The organism is Chitinophagaceae bacterium (assembly GCA_016713085.1).
In the GTDB taxonomy this organism is placed as follows: Bacteria; Bacteroidota; Bacteroidia; order Chitinophagales; family Chitinophagaceae; genus Lacibacter.
This window is the reverse complement of sequence record JADJPV010000002.1, coordinates 64,739-78,804: the sequence shown is the minus strand read 5'-3', so window position 1 is coordinate 78,804 and position 14,066 is coordinate 64,739. Positions and strand designations below refer to the sequence as shown.

The window sequence follows — 14,066 nt, the reverse complement described above, 5'->3', positions numbered from 1 at the left end:
ACAATCCACTTAGATTTGTGGCCGATGATTTTCTTCTATAACATATTCCGCCTGGTTTTTAAATCAGGAATTTCCATAGCCGCCGGCTGGAACAGCAAGGCTAAAAAATGGGTGGCTGGCCGCAGAAACTGGCAGGACGGACTTTCTTCGAATTGGAAAATTGAGCCCGGCGATTTTGTCATTTGGATGCATTGTGCCTCACTGGGAGAATTTGAACAGGGAAGGCCCATCATTGAAAAACTGCAATCAGAAATACCTGCATCCAAAATAGTACTTACTTTTTTTTCTCCCTCCGGCTATGAAATCAGGAAAAATTATGAGAAAGCAGACTATGTGATGTACCTGCCGCTTGATTCAAAAGAAAATGCTGCTGCTTTCCTGGAACTGATAAAACCTCAGTTAGCCATTTTTGTGAAGTATGAATTCTGGCATTTCTATTTACAGGAACTGAGAAACAGAAAAATTGAAACCATTCTTGTATCCGGCATTTTCCGTTCATCCCAGCCATTCTTCCAATGGTGGGGAGGTTTTCACCGGAACATGCTGAATAATTTCTCTCATTTGTTTGTACAAAATAAAGCATCAAAAGAATTGCTGGATGAAATTGGTTTAGGCGATAAAACCACCGTTGCAGGTGATACAAGATTTGATCGTGTACTGGAATCCGTTCAGCAATGGAAACCTGTTCCGCATATTGATGATTTTTGTACGGATCAGTTTGTCATTGTTGCAGGCAGCACCTGGCCACAGGATGAAACCATCCTTTCTGAATTCATCAACGGCCACGGCAATAATCAAAAACTCATTATTGCTCCGCATGAAATTAAAGATGAAAATATAAGAAGAATAAAAAGCCTTTTTCCCGATTCTATTCTGTTTTCAGAATTGAGTATACAACAATCACCTGTAACATCTCACCGGGTGCTGATCATTGATAATATTGGCTATCTCTCCCGTTTATATAAATACGCATCAGTCTGTTATGTTGGCGGAGGCTTCAATAAAAGCGGGCATCATAATATTTTAGAAGCAGCTGTATATGCCAAACCTGTCATTACAGGACCAAATTTTCAAAAGTTTAAAGAAAGTGTTGATCTGAAAAAACTCAAAGCAAGTTATACAATTGAAAATACTTCCGAATTAAAGCAGGTAATGCTTACAATAAATATTGAAGAAGCAGGTAAAATTGCAGAAAACTATGTAAAGAAAATGGCGGAGCAACCAATACTATCTTCAACTGGCTTCAGGTAAAACGCCTTTTTACCAACGCATAAAATTCCTGCACCGCAGGCCGGGTTCCATCCCATCCCAATTTGGTTTTCAATTCCCGTTCCATCCAGTATTGAGCTTCGGCGTAAATAGAAAAGTTATTGATGGTTTTAATACTGCGTTCATACATTACTTCATCACCACGGAACAATTCATTAATGAATACAAAGCGATCATTGATGCCAATTGCTTTTTTTAAATCTTTTATCGAAGATGACTCAGATAGCTTATGCCCAACTTCTGTTTTTTCTTCTTTCAGCTGATCATTAATAGATCTTCCTTCAGCTGTTATTGCTTCATTTACTTCTTTTGAACCGTTTTGTTTCGGAGGGTCAGTATAATTGGGCTGATGGATAAGAGTGGGGATTCCCTGTTCATCTTCAAACAGCATGGGTGGTTTGTTTTGTGCCTGTTTTGCCTGCATCCGTTTGGCAAACTCTGCTTTCTGCCTTATTTCTTCCAGCTCAGCTTCCACTTCATGTTCATCTACCTGCAATACTTCAATAATTTTTTCATGTACTTCTTCCACTTTTGGTACGGCAGGTTGATACACTTGTGCAGGAGGTTGTAATGATGGGCTATTACTGCTTTTGGATGTTGGTAAAACCACCGCCACACTTTTTGAACTGAAGATTTCTGTTTTATGCTGGCTCTTCTTTTCCAGCTCAGCCTGAAGCATATTCGTAAGCACAAGAAGGTGAGCCGCATCGGCATTTCTTTGCAGGGCCTGTTGTAATTGTTCAATGAGAGATGCGATACGTTCCATGAATAGTCCTTACTTTTGGCGGTATCGAAAATTTGCTGTGAAAGTTACAAACAGTTTGGCATAAAATATTGATAATGTTTATAGAACCTAATATAAGAGGCGATCGAAGAGGCTGGATTGAAGTGATCTGCGGCTCCATGTTCAGTGGTAAAACAGAAGAGCTGATACGCAGGTTGAAACGTGCACGCATTGCTAACCTGAAAGTGGAAATTTTTAAACCGGCTGTAGATGTACGTTATCATGAAATGAAAATTGTTTCGCATGATGAAAACGCTATCCTCTCCACCCCTATTGATAATTCACAGAAAATTTTATTGCTGTCGCAGGATGTGGAAGTGATTGGTATTGATGAGGCCCAGTTTTTTGATGCAGAAATCACCAATGTATGCGAACAGTTAGCCTTGCGTGGCGCAAGGGTGATTGTTGCGGGGCTTGATATGGATTATAAAAAACAGCCCTTCGGACAAATGCCCAACCTGCTTGCAGTTGCAGATTATATTACCAAGCTGCATGCTATTTGTGTAGTGTGTGGCAATATCGCCAACTATTCATACCGTACTTCCAGTGAAGGTGGCCAGGTTGTATTAGGCGAAAAAGATAAGTATGAGCCGAGGTGCCGTCATTGTTATCATCATCAATAAAACAATTTCATTTTGCTTTCGTCCCAAAAAATAATTGCACTTTTTAAAAAGGATCTGCTGCTTGAAATAAGACAGCAGTACACTTTTTATGGAATACTATTGTATATCGCCAGTACCATTTTTGTATTGTTCTTAGCCATGGGGCAACCCGATGCAAGTGTTTGGAATGGTTTATTCTGGATGAACCTTCTGTTTATCTGTATTAACGCTGTTGCCAAAAGTTTTTTGCAGGAAAGCCGTGGACGAATGCTGTATTATTATTCAATTGCCGGTGCATTGGATTTCATTATTGCAAAAGTGCTGTATAATATTGTGCTGATGCTGGTGATGAGTTTACTCAGTATTTTACTCTTTAGTTTTTTCCTGGGCACACCTTATGGAAATACGCTGAACTTTCTTGGAATAGGTGTTTTAGGGGGCATCAGTATAAGTTTAGTATTTACATTACTGGCAGCTATTGCTGCAAGAGCCAATCAAAATGCTGCCCTCATGGCTATTCTTGGCTTCCCCCTTATCATTCCGCAACTGTTGCTGCTGGTAAAAATATCAAAGAGTGTATTTGGGGAAGTTTTCAGAGATGGAGCTTTAACACAAATGGTTTTATTATTAAGCGGACTGGACCTGATGGTTGTAATCCTGAGCCTTATTTTATTCCCCTTTTTATGGAAAGATTAGAACCAACTCCCTAACTTTGCCGCACGTAAAAAGGCAGAGAAAAGTATACAATAACCACTTCATATTTCTTTGAAGCATGAGTGATTATTGAATATTCAGCAGTCAATCAAAGTAATAACAAACCTCTTCCTTTCTGCATTAACTTTTAAAAAAGTTTATGAAAAAATCCTGGTGGAAGATATTAGCAGTTGTATTATTGCTCTATACATTTACCGCAGGACTCCTTATCAAAGTCCCTATTATTGGTAACCTGCATCAAACCATCCGCAATTTATTTTTCCATGTGCCCATGTGGTTTGGCCAGATGATTCTGTTACTGGTATCATTGATCTTTTCTATCCGCTATTTAAGAAGCGGCAATTTAGAAGATGATATTAAAGCCCGTGAATATGCACGCACAGGAGTAATTTATGGTTTGCTCGGATTACTGACCGGGGCCATCTGGGCAAATTTTACATGGGGGAAACCATGGAGCAATGATCCCAAGCAGATTGCAGTTGCTATTGCATTACTCATTTACCTTGCCTACTTTGTTTTGCGTAATTCAATGCCCGATATGGATAAGCGTGCAAGAGTGAGCAGCGTCTATAACATCTTTGCCTATTTTATTTATGTTCCATTGATTATGATCTTACCAAGACTGGTGCAATCATTACATCCCGGAGGAAAGGGTGTGGAAGGCAACCCGGCATTAGGCGGCCAGGATCTTGACCCGACAATGCGGTTGGTTTTTTGGCCCGGCGTTATTGGCTGGACTTTACTGGGAGTATGGATGACTACCTTACTTATCCGCCTTTATAAACTCAAAGAAAAAAACTGGATACATGCGTAAATTATTTTTATTAACCCTTTCCCTCCTGTTTTCTGCGTTTGAATTAATGGCACAAACCACTGATGATAATTCAGTAATGGCAAGCAATGGAAAAATCTATGTTGTGCTTGCTGTTTGCCTCACCATCTTCGCAGGCATTGTTCTTTATCTGGTTCGTATTGACCGGAAGATATCAAGAATGGAAAAAAAGAAAGATTAACGATTTGCTATATTAAAATTTAAAAAACGATTGTATGTCAACTACGAATTACAGTTTTTTCGGAGCAGTAGAACAAAGCTTCGATAAAGCAGCAGCCTTTACCAAATGGGATAAAGGTATCCTTGAACAGATTCAGCAATGCAACAGTGTGTACAGTATGAAATTTCCAGTAAAAATGGATGACGGCAGTATTGAAGTTATTGAAGCCTACCGTGTACAGCACTCACATCACAAAACACCCTGCAAAGGTGGTATCCGTTTCTCAATGGAAGTAAACCAGGACGAAGTAATGGCCTTAGCAGCACTGATGACTTACAAGTGTGCTATTGTAAACGTTCCGTTTGGTGGTGCAAAGGGTGGTATTAAAATTGAGCCGAGAAAGCACACCCCTTATGAATTGGAAAAAGTTACACGCCGTTACACAGCTGAATTGGTGAAGAAAAACTTTATTGGCCCTGGCATTGATGTTCCCGCCCCTGATTACGGTACAGGTGAAAGAGAAATGTCCTGGATCGTGGATACTTATCAATCACTCCGCCCCGGAGAAATTGATGCCGCCGGTTGTGTAACCGGTAAGCCGCTAACCCAAGGGGGGGTTCATGGCCGCAGAGAGGCAACCGGCCTTGGCGTATTTTACGGTCTCCGTGAAATGTGCAATATGACTGATGTAATGTCGAAGCTGGGAATGACAACCGGTATTGAAGGAAAGCGTATCATTATCCAGGGACTTGGAAATGTAGGCTATCATTCAGCTAAGTTTTTCCAGCAAGCCGGAGCTAAAATTGTAGCTCTTGCAGAATATGAAGGCAGTATTTATAACTACGACGGATTAGATGTTGATGCTGTAGTTCAGCACCGTAAAAACACAAAATCCATCTTAAACTTTCCGGGAGCTTCAAATTGTGAAAAAAATACAGATGCTTTGGAGCTTGAATGTGATATACTTATTCCAGCTGCACTTGAAAATGTAATCAATGGTGATAATGCACCAAGGATAAAAGCAAAAATTATTGGAGAAGCTGCTAATGGCCCTTTAACACCGGAGGCAGATGAAGAATTTGCAAAACGTGGTATACTGGTTGTTCCTGATATGTTCCTGAACGCCGGTGGGGTAACCGTTTCTTATTTTGAATGGCTGAAAAACTTAAGCCATGTACGCTACGGCCGTTTGGAAAAACGTTTTACTGAAAATCAGAATGCAAATATGCTGAACCAAGTGGAAGAATTAACCGGTAAAAGAGTGGAAGATAAAATTCGTAAAACGATTAAACACGGACCGGATGAAGTTGACCTTGTTTACAGCGGATTGGAAGAAACCATGATCAATGCTGTAAATGAAGTAATGGATTGCTGGAAGAAAAACCCCGCAATTCCCGACATGCGAACTGCAGCATATGTCGTTGCTATTGACAAAGTAGCCACCACATACCTGGAGCTTGGCATTTTCCCATAAATAAAACCAATTGCTTATTTATCAATCCCGTCACAAAATGGCGGGATTTTTTATACCTGTCAATCCCTTTTTAATCCAGCCTTTCGTCGTCCAGATTTCATGCTGACTAACTTGCAGAATTTCTGTAATTTTATCAGTCCACTACGAAACCCTTCATAACTGTTTGTTAATTTGGGTACGTGGTATATCTGAAATCATGTCAGCATTGTTATTTTACAGAACAAAGGCACAAGCTTTGATAAACTATCATTCAATAAAAACCCTAATCTGAGAAGAAATGAAAGCAAAACACATTTTCGTTACTATCCTGATCAGTGCTGTTACTGCGTTAACAAGTGTTTTCCTGTATTCAAAATTCACAAAGAGTAATCAGCTGATTTCACAAAGTCAGGCTCAGCTTCCTGTGAATTATGCAGGTTTTGATGGTGGTGGTGCTCCGGGAGGAGGCCCTGCTGATTTTGAAGCAGCAGCAAACACATCTACACCGGCAGTAGTACATATCAAAACAAAAACAAACCCTACTCAAACAAGTAATCAGCAAAAGAAAAAAAATCCTTTCGGTGAAGTATTCGGCGATGATTTTTTTGATGATTTCTTTGGCGGACCGAACAGAAACCAACCGCAAATGGCAAGCGGGAGTGGTGTATTTGTTACCGGCGATGGCTACATTGTTACAAACAATCACGTAGTAGATGGCGCAGACGAAGTAACCGTTACACTTCACAACAAAAAACAATATAAAGCCAAGGTACTTGCTACAGATGCCAATACAGATCTGGCAGTGATTAAGATTGAAGGAACCGGATTTCCTTATTTGTTATATGGAAATTCAGATGAAGTAAAAGTTGGTCAATGGGTATTAGCTGTTGGTTATCCTTTAACATTGGAAACAACGGTTACAGCAGGTATTGTAAGTGCGAAATTCCGTTTCTTAGGAATCAATCAACGTAATGCCGGACGAAATGCAAATATTGTAGAAAGCTTTATACAAACTGATGCAGCTGTAAACCAGGGTAACAGTGGTGGCGCACTGGTGAATACAAGCGGGCAATTAATTGGTATCAATGCTGCCATTGCATCTCCTACCGGTTCGTATGCAGGTTATTCTTATGCTATCCGGTTAACATTGTTAAGAAAGTAGTTGACGACCTGATTAAATTCGGAACCGTGCAAAGAGCATTCCTCGGTATCCGTCCGGAAGCAAATGGCGATGAAGGAACTGATTCAAATATTAAAGAAGGCGATGGTGTTGTAATTGGTGAAGTAATGAGTAACAGTGCAGCTGAAGCCGCCGGCTTAAAGAAAGGTGACAAGATTGTGAAGCTTGAAAATAAATCAGTAACCACATGGGCTGAATTAACAGGAACAGTGGCCAGCTACCGCCCCGGACAAAAGCTGGAAGTTACATATATACGTGGAGGAAAAGAAAATACTGCCACTCTTACACTTAAAAACAGTTCAGGTAATACAGAAATTGTAAAAACTTCTGCGCTTGATAAATTGGGTGCTGAGTTTGAAGTACTGTCTGCTGCTAAAGCAAAAGAATATGGCGTTGAAGGTGGTGTTACAGTAAAAACATTATCTGATGGATTGATCGCAGATCAAACTACCATCAAGAAAGGATTTATAATTGTTCGAGCAGGCGGTAAAGCCATTAAAACAATAGACGATCTTAAACACGCAATTGATGCAGCAGGAAACAGCATTATCATTGAAGGCATTTATCCCGGATATGAAGGCGTTTATCAATATGCAATCAATGATTTGAGAAATGAACCATAATACTATCAGATTTAAACGATAAAAAAAATCCCCTGAAAATTCAGGGGATTTTTTTTATTTCGTCATGATCTGGTATCCCCAGGGTTCAATTGTAAAATCGGATGAAATATCATTCTTCTCTGTAGTAAGCTCATTTGTAAACTCACCCCTTACACGATGATCCTGTAACCGGAAGCTCATTTTCTCTGGGGAGAAATTAAGTACAACAACTATTTCATGCTCTTTATTCTTTCGTACAAAACAAAATAACTGATCAGGATGATCTGTTGCAATGCGCCAGGTGATCACATCTTTATGGCCGCTTAATAATGCAGGCTGTTGCTTTCGTAACAGCAACAGCTTTTTATAAAACTGATGCAGTGCAGGATTTCCTGTCCATTCAATTTCATCCTTATCAAAAAACTGTAACCGTTTAAGATTGGGCAATTCCTGTCCGCTGTAAATAAGAGGAATGCCATTCCACATACAGCTGAATACTGCTAACGGGATAGCCATATCTCCGTACTTTTCATACTCTGATCCGTTCCAGCTGTTTTCATCATGATTACTCGTAAAAAAAGAACGGATATGCTGAAAAGGCTGTTTTGTTTGATAGCCGCTCAATGCTTTATCCAGCTCAACAATCGGTTGATGTTTCTGATAAAACTCCTGTGTTATATGCATCCAGTGCCAGCTGTAGCTTACATCAAATACATAAGCAAATGGTTCATCGTTCCATTGATCAAATTCACCCAGCCAGAATAATCCTTTCAGTTTGTCCAGCTCTGTTCTTGCTTCTGCCCAGAAATCTACCGGCACAAGCATGGCCATATCGCAACGGAAGCCATCAATAGCACAATCCTTCACCCAAAATTTCATGGCATCAATCATCGCCTTGCGTAAAGCAGGGTTGAGGAAATTTAAATGAATTACATCTTCCCAATTTTCAACAGGTGGTTTGAAGTTCCCCGAGTGATCCTGTGTAAAGTATTCCGGGTGAGAAATGGTCCATTCATGATCCCATCCTGTGTGGTTGGCAACCCAGTCAATAATCACTTTCATACCCAGCTCATGAATTTGATTCACCAGCTGTTTAAACTCATCAATTGTTCCAAACTCAGGATTTGTTTCTACATAACTGGCGCAGGCATAATAACTGCCCAGGCTGCCTTTCCTGTTCTTAACAGAAATGGAAGTTATCGGCATAAACCAGATTATTTCCACCCCCATATCTTTCAAACGGGGTAAATGTTTAGCGAATGCCGCAAATGTTCCTTCGGCTGTATATTGCCGGAGATTTACCTCATAAATATTCGTTGAATGAACCCAATCAGCGGGCTTAAAAGCAGTTGCCATATTAGTCGTAATTCGGATTCAATGATACGAACCAAAACGCAAACAGCCCATTCTGATTTCCCACTTTTAAACTCTTTACCTTTGCGGCTGTTATTCTGTAATATGAAGAAATTTGAAGTCCCTAATATTTACCGCAGTTCATTAATCACCGCTATCAAGAATAAGCGCAAACAGGAAGACAAGTTGAAGAAAGACTTTACTCCTACCCTTCTTGATCTTGGGGCTGTTCAGTTTTACCTGGCCCGTCATTTTGGATTTTGTTATGGTGTTGAAAATGCCATTGAAATATCTTTCAGAACAATTGAAGAAAACCCGGACAAGCGCATTTTTTTATTGAGCGAAATGATTCATAATCCGCAGGTAAATGCAACACTCAAAGAAAAAGGTGTACAATTTCTGCAGGATACCTATGGTAAGCAGGTGATTTCATTTGAAAAAATAACAAAAGATGATGTGGTGATCATTCCTGCATTTGGAACCACTCTCGACATTGAACAGATGCTGAATGAAAAAGGAATTGCAACGGAAAAATATAATACAACCTGCCCTTTTGTAGAAAAAGTATGGAACCGGAGTGAACAGATTGCAGCAAAAGGATATTCAATAGTTGTACATGGAAAACCAAAGCATGAAGAAACAAGGGCAACTTTTTCGCATGCCAGTTCACATATTGCGACTGTGATTGTGAATGATATGAAAGATACTGTTGAGATTGGAAAATATATTACAGGCGAAAAACCTTCTGCACAATTTTATGATGAGTTCAAAGGATTATATTCTGATGGATTTGATATTGAAAAAGATCTGCAGCGATTTGGAGTTGTGAACCAAACAACACAGCTCGCCAGCGATACCCAGGCAATTGCCGAATATCTCAAAGCACTTGTAATGCAGCATTACAGTTTGAATGAAACAACAATCGGTGAACGTTTTGCCGATACAAGAGATACGCTTTGTTATGCAACCAATGATAACCAGACAGCAGTAACTGGAATGCTTGAAACAGCTGCTGATCTTGCAATTATTGTGGGTGGTTATAACAGTTCCAATACAACCCACCTTGTAGAATTATGTGAAGAGAAACTACCGACCTATTTTATTAACAGCGAGGATAAAATTCTTTCTTCAACAGAGATCATGCATTTCAATTTTCATGATAAGAAAGAATATGTAACAAAAGATTTTCTTCCAACCGGCAGACCTGCTAAAATATTAATCAGCAGCGGGGCCTCCTGTCCCGATTCACTGGTTGAAGCAGTGATACAGAAAATTGCTTCCATCTATTCAGCAGAAGAACAACTGCTGAACCAGATTGATTTATTTGATTAAATCTTTTTCTTTACAAGGATGAGGGCCTGATCAAATTGTTCCTTCATTGTAAGATCTGTGTTATCTAAAACAATCGCATCATCGGCTTTTCTGAGAGGGCTTACTTCTCGGTGAGAGTCAATATAGTCACGCATTTCAAGATTTGCTTTCACTTCCTCAATTGAAGTGTTTGGATTCTTGGCAAACATTTCTTTAAACCTGCGTTCTACACGAACCATATTATCTGCAGTCATAAATATTTTCAGTTCTGCTTTGGGAAAAACAGTTGTTCCGATATCACGGCCATCCATTACAATTCCTTTGCCGGCTCCCATTTTCTGTTGCTGGGCAACTGCAAAAGTCCGTACCAATCCAATTGCGGCTACATCACTTACTTTTTCGGCTACCAAAAGATCACGGATCACATACTCAACGTTTTCATCATTCAGATAAATTTCAGACTCACCTGTTTGCAGATTAGGGAGAAATTCAAGTGTAATGTTTGCAAGTGCTTCCTTAACTTCCTCATCATTTGTCCAGTCGATATGATTGCGCAGAAAATACAGGGTAATTGCCCGATACATTGCTCCGCTGTCAATATAAATATATCCCAGTTCTTTTGCCAGTTGCTTGGCCAGTGTGCTTTTGCCACAGCTCGACCAGCCATCAATTGCTATAATAATTTTCTTTGCCATTCTTTAATCAAAAAGCAAATCTAAATAAAAACCCCGCTGTAAAAGCGGGGCTTACTATGAAGTTTTGAAAATTATGCTTCAGAAGACTTTGCAGATTTCTTTGATTTTTCCTTGAAGGAAAACTTGATCTTCTGATTCTCCTTATCCAGGTCGGCAATCAATACATCCCCTTCCTTAATATGCATACTCAGTATCTCTTCTGCTAAAGGATCTTCGAGGTATTTCTGTATGGCTCGGTGCAATGGTCTTGCCCCGAACTGTGCATCATATCCCTTATCTGTAATAAACTCTTTTGCTTCTTCAGTGAGCTCCATTGCAAAACCGAGGTTTTTTAATCTTACACTTACACACTTCATTAAAATATCAATGATTCGGAAGATATGTTCTTTAGAAAGTGAATTAAAGATCATCACATCATCAATCCTGTTCAGGAATTCAGGCGAGAAAGTTTTCTTCAACGCCTTTTCAATAACAGCTTTATTGTTTTCTTCTGCGTTCTGCATTCTTGTTGCAGTTGCAAAACCAACCCCTTCACCAAAATCCTTCAACTGGCGTACACCAATATTTGAAGTCATGATAATAAGTGTATTCTTGAAATCAACTTTGCGTCCCAAGCCATCCGTTAATTGTCCGTCGTCTAATACCTGCAACAGAATATTATAAATATCCGGATGCGCCTTTTCAATTTCATCAAGCAATACAACTGAATATGGTTTGCGGCGTACACGTTCTGTTAACTGACCACCTTCTTCATATCCAACATATCCCGGAGGTGCCCCAATTAAACGGCTTACAGTAAACTTCTCCATGTACTCACTCATATCAATACGAATCAAAGCATCATCACTGTCGAACATATAACGGGCCAAAGCACGGGCCAATTCAGTTTTACCAACACCGGTAGGTCCAAGGAAAATAAATGTACCAATCGGCTTCTTGGGATCTTTTAAACCGACCCTGTTACGCTGAATGGCTTTCACTACTTTGCTGATGGCTTCTTCCTGGCCGATTACTGCACCTTGCAGATCTTCTGCCATGCGGCGTAATTTATCTGTTTCAGCCTGAACCATACGTTTAACAGGAATACCCGTCATCATACTCACCACTTCAGCAATTGCCTCTTCATCTATCGGGTAACGTTTGTGCTTGCTTTCTTCTTCCCACTTCGCTTTTGCTTTTTCCAGTTCTTCACCTAATCTTTTTCTGTATCACGCAGTGAAGCAGCTTCTTCGAAACGCTGGCTCTTTACTACTTTATTTTTTCCTGCTTGATGTCTTCAATCTTCTTTTCAAGATCAAGTATTTCCTGCGGAACATTGATATTCTTTAAATGCACTCTTGCACCTACTTCATCCAGCACATCAATGGCTTTGTCTGGCAACAGGCGATCAGTCATATAACGGTCACTCAACTTCACACAGGCATTAATTGCTTCATCATTGTAGGCAACATTGTGAAACTCTTCATACTTTGATTTGATGTTCTGAAGAATTTGAATGGTTTCATCAATACTTGGCGGATCAATAATTACTTTCTGAAAACGACGGTCTAATGCACCATCCTTTTCAATGTACATTCTGTATTCATCCAAGGTAGATGCACCAATACATTGCAACTCGCCTCTTGATAAAGCCGGTTTGAAAATATTTGAAGCATCCAGTGAACCACTTGCTCCACCAGCACCAACAATGGTATGAATTTCATCAATGAATAAAATCACATCCCTGTTTTTCTCCAGTTCATTCATGATAGCTTTCATCCTCTCTTCAAACTGACCACGGTATTTTGTACCGGCAACCAATGCTGCCAGATCAAGTGATACTACACGCTTATCATATAATACACGGGAAACTTTTCGTTGTACAATACGTAAGGCCAATCCTTCTACGATAGCAGTTTTACCTACCCCGGGTTCACCAATTAAGATGGGATTGTTTTTCTTACGTCTTGATAAGATTTGTGATACACGCTCAATCTCAGTTTCACGGCCAACAATTGGATCGAGTGATCCGTTTTCTGCCATACGTGTAATGTCTCTTCCAAAATTATCAAGTACCGGTGTTTTGCTTTTTGCACCTGCCGGTTGTTTTGACCTGGGTTGAGAATACTTTGATTTTTCTTCATCAAATTCTTCATCACCAGTATCATCATACTCTGCTCTTGGTTCATTTGATTTTACCATACCTAATTCATTTCTGAAAATATCGTAATCAATTTCAAACTGGTTCAAAATCTGGGTAGCAATATTTTCTTTGTTTTTAAGAATTGATAACATGAGATGTTCCGTTTCAACCTGTGGGCTTTTTAAAGCTTTTGCTTCAAGGACCGTGACACGGATCACCTTCTCTGCCTGCTTGGTTAAAGGCAAGCTGTTGATATTGGCAATATTCTTACCTGTTTTATCTTTCACTGCGAGTTCAATTTCCTTTCGCAATTCGTATAAATCAACATTGAGATTCTTTAAAATTTTAATAGCGGTGTTTTCACCTTCCCTGATCATTCCTAAAACGAGATGTTCAGTTCCTATAAAATCATTTCCGAGCCTTAATGCCTCTTCTCTGCTGAAGGAAATAATTTCTTTTACCTGTGTTGAAAAATTATGATCCATATTGGATATGCGGTTTTTACAATTATAACGAATAAATTTGACCTGATTTTACTATAAGTTACACACTCTCTGTTAATAATCTATATGAACGTCAAAATTGATACCAAGGAGAAATTTCAGGTAATTACACCTGCCGAGGACACTCTTTCTGAAAATATGACAGAAGAAATCAGCCAATTGTTGCTTTCCTGTCTGAAAAAGGATGTAAAAAATGTAATTCTTAATCTGAAGGAGGTGAATGTGCTTCCAGAAACTGTGGCTGAGCTAATTCTCAATTGCCAGCAGGAGTTTTACGAACAGCAGGTTTCTTTTGTTATTTGCGAATTAAAGCCCGCAGTAGAGGAAGAACTTGAGAAGAATGAATTGCTCGAACTCATGAATTGTAAACCCACTGAAAGTGAAGCATGGGATATGGTACAGATGGAAGAAATAGAAAGGGAGTTGTTTGAAGATGAATAACAGTTAAAAGAAGATTATTCCATAAACTCGTTTATTTTTATACTA

General features: G+C 39.5%; 11 protein-coding genes and 2 pseudogenes. 9 read left to right on the top strand and 4 right to left on the bottom strand.

What is annotated here, in order from left to right:
• Nucleotides 1-24: 24 nt before the first annotated feature.
• Complete coding sequence (locus tag IPK31_12805; protein MBK8088743.1) at nucleotides 25-1,251, top strand: 3-deoxy-D-manno-octulosonic acid transferase; 1,227 nt, start codon at nucleotides 25-27, stop codon at nucleotides 1,249-1,251.
• On the opposite strand, the gene IPK31_12800 is transcribed toward IPK31_12805, so the two are convergent.
• Complete coding sequence (locus IPK31_12800) at nucleotides 1,244-2,035, bottom strand: hypothetical protein (protein ID MBK8088742.1); 792 nt, start codon at nucleotides 2,033-2,035, stop codon at nucleotides 1,244-1,246. The two genes, IPK31_12805 and IPK31_12800, sit on opposite strands and share 8 nt — an antisense overlap.
• 74 nt (nucleotides 2,036-2,109) lie before the next feature.
• On the opposite strand from IPK31_12800, the gene IPK31_12795 reads away from it, so the two are divergent.
• The 6 genes and pseudogenes from IPK31_12795 (at nucleotide 2,110) to IPK31_12770 (ending at nucleotide 7,617) form a co-directional block, all read left to right on the top strand.
• A complete protein-coding gene (locus tag IPK31_12795; protein ID MBK8088741.1) occupies nucleotides 2,110-2,676 on the top strand; it encodes a thymidine kinase in 567 nt (188 codons plus the stop codon).
• A 12-nt stretch (nucleotides 2,677-2,688) separates the two neighbouring features.
• The gene (locus IPK31_12790; GenBank protein ID MBK8088740.1) at nucleotides 2,689-3,351 is read left to right on the top strand and encodes a heme exporter protein CcmB; all 663 of its coding nucleotides are present in this window, start codon (nucleotides 2,689-2,691) and stop codon (nucleotides 3,349-3,351) included.
• 157 nt (nucleotides 3,352-3,508) lie between these two features.
• Complete coding sequence (gene ccsA, locus IPK31_12785) at nucleotides 3,509-4,183, top strand: cytochrome c biogenesis protein CcsA (protein ID MBK8088739.1); 675 nt, start codon at nucleotides 3,509-3,511, stop codon at nucleotides 4,181-4,183.
• The gene (locus IPK31_12780; protein ID MBK8088738.1) at nucleotides 4,176-4,382 is read left to right on the top strand and encodes a CcmD family protein; all 207 of its coding nucleotides are present in this window, start codon (nucleotides 4,176-4,178) and stop codon (nucleotides 4,380-4,382) included. The genes ccsA and IPK31_12780 overlap by 8 nt, the downstream gene beginning before the upstream one ends.
• A 34-nt stretch (nucleotides 4,383-4,416) precedes the next feature.
• On the top strand, nucleotides 4,417-5,835 hold the full coding sequence (locus IPK31_12775) for a Glu/Leu/Phe/Val dehydrogenase (GenBank protein ID MBK8088737.1): 1,419 nt from the start codon (nucleotides 4,417-4,419) through the stop codon (nucleotides 5,833-5,835).
• 277 nt (nucleotides 5,836-6,112) lie between these two features.
• Nucleotides 6,113-7,617 (top strand): annotated as a pseudogene (locus tag IPK31_12770) (trypsin-like peptidase domain-containing protein).
• Between the two features lie 54 nt (nucleotides 7,618-7,671).
• Here the strand turns inward: IPK31_12770 and IPK31_12765 are convergent.
• On the bottom strand, nucleotides 7,672-8,952 hold the full coding sequence (locus tag IPK31_12765; protein MBK8088736.1) for an alpha amylase C-terminal domain-containing protein: 1,281 nt from the start codon (nucleotides 8,950-8,952) through the stop codon (nucleotides 7,672-7,674).
• Between the two features lie 102 nt (nucleotides 8,953-9,054).
• Between IPK31_12765 and IPK31_12760 the strand changes: the two genes are divergently transcribed.
• Nucleotides 9,055-10,281, top strand: a complete 1,227-nt coding sequence (locus tag IPK31_12760; GenBank protein ID MBK8088735.1) for a 4-hydroxy-3-methylbut-2-enyl diphosphate reductase — start codon at nucleotides 9,055-9,057, stop codon at nucleotides 10,279-10,281.
• On the opposite strand, the gene IPK31_12755 is transcribed toward IPK31_12760, so the two are convergent.
• Together IPK31_12755 and IPK31_12750 are read right to left on the bottom strand one after the other, a co-directional pair.
• Nucleotides 10,278-10,955 carry a (d)CMP kinase gene (locus IPK31_12755; protein MBK8088734.1) on the bottom strand — a complete coding sequence of 226 codons (678 nt, stop codon included), beginning with the start codon at nucleotides 10,953-10,955 and terminating at the stop codon, nucleotides 10,278-10,280. The two genes, IPK31_12760 and IPK31_12755, sit on opposite strands and share 4 nt — an antisense overlap.
• A gap of 71 nt (nucleotides 10,956-11,026) precedes the next feature.
• Nucleotides 11,027-13,562 (bottom strand): annotated as a pseudogene (locus tag IPK31_12750) (ATP-dependent Clp protease ATP-binding subunit).
• Between the two features lie 84 nt (nucleotides 13,563-13,646).
• On the opposite strand from IPK31_12750, the gene IPK31_12745 reads away from it, so the two are divergent.
• The gene (locus tag IPK31_12745) at nucleotides 13,647-14,021 is read left to right on the top strand and encodes an STAS domain-containing protein (protein MBK8088733.1); all 375 of its coding nucleotides are present in this window, start codon (nucleotides 13,647-13,649) and stop codon (nucleotides 14,019-14,021) included.
• Nucleotides 14,022-14,066 lie beyond the last annotated feature (45 nt).

Excerpts from the sequence above, each read along its gene's own strand:
- IPK31_12795 (MBK8088741.1), top strand. The coding sequence starts at position 2,110 with ATGTTTATAGAACCTAATATAAGAGGCGATCGAAGAGGCTGGATTGAA.
- ccsA (MBK8088739.1), top strand. The coding sequence starts at position 3,509 with ATGAAAAAATCCTGGTGGAAGATATTAGCAGTTGTATTATTGCTCTAT.
- IPK31_12760 (MBK8088735.1), top strand. The coding sequence starts at position 9,055 with ATGAAGAAATTTGAAGTCCCTAATATTTACCGCAGTTCATTAATCACC.
- IPK31_12780 (MBK8088738.1), top strand. The coding sequence starts at position 4,176 with ATGCGTAAATTATTTTTATTAACCCTTTCCCTCCTGTTTTCTGCGTTT.
- IPK31_12745 (MBK8088733.1), top strand. The coding sequence starts at position 13,647 with ATGAACGTCAAAATTGATACCAAGGAGAAATTTCAGGTAATTACACCT.
- IPK31_12755 (MBK8088734.1), bottom strand. The coding sequence starts at position 10,955 with ATGGCAAAGAAAATTATTATAGCAATTGATGGCTGGTCGAGCTGTGGC.
- IPK31_12800 (MBK8088742.1), bottom strand. The coding sequence starts at position 2,035 with ATGGAACGTATCGCATCTCTCATTGAACAATTACAACAGGCCCTGCAA.
- IPK31_12775 (MBK8088737.1), top strand. The coding sequence starts at position 4,417 with ATGTCAACTACGAATTACAGTTTTTTCGGAGCAGTAGAACAAAGCTTC.
- IPK31_12765 (MBK8088736.1), bottom strand. The coding sequence starts at position 8,952 with ATGGCAACTGCTTTTAAGCCCGCTGATTGGGTTCATTCAACGAATATT.
- IPK31_12805 (MBK8088743.1), top strand. The coding sequence starts at position 25 with ATGATTTTCTTCTATAACATATTCCGCCTGGTTTTTAAATCAGGAATT.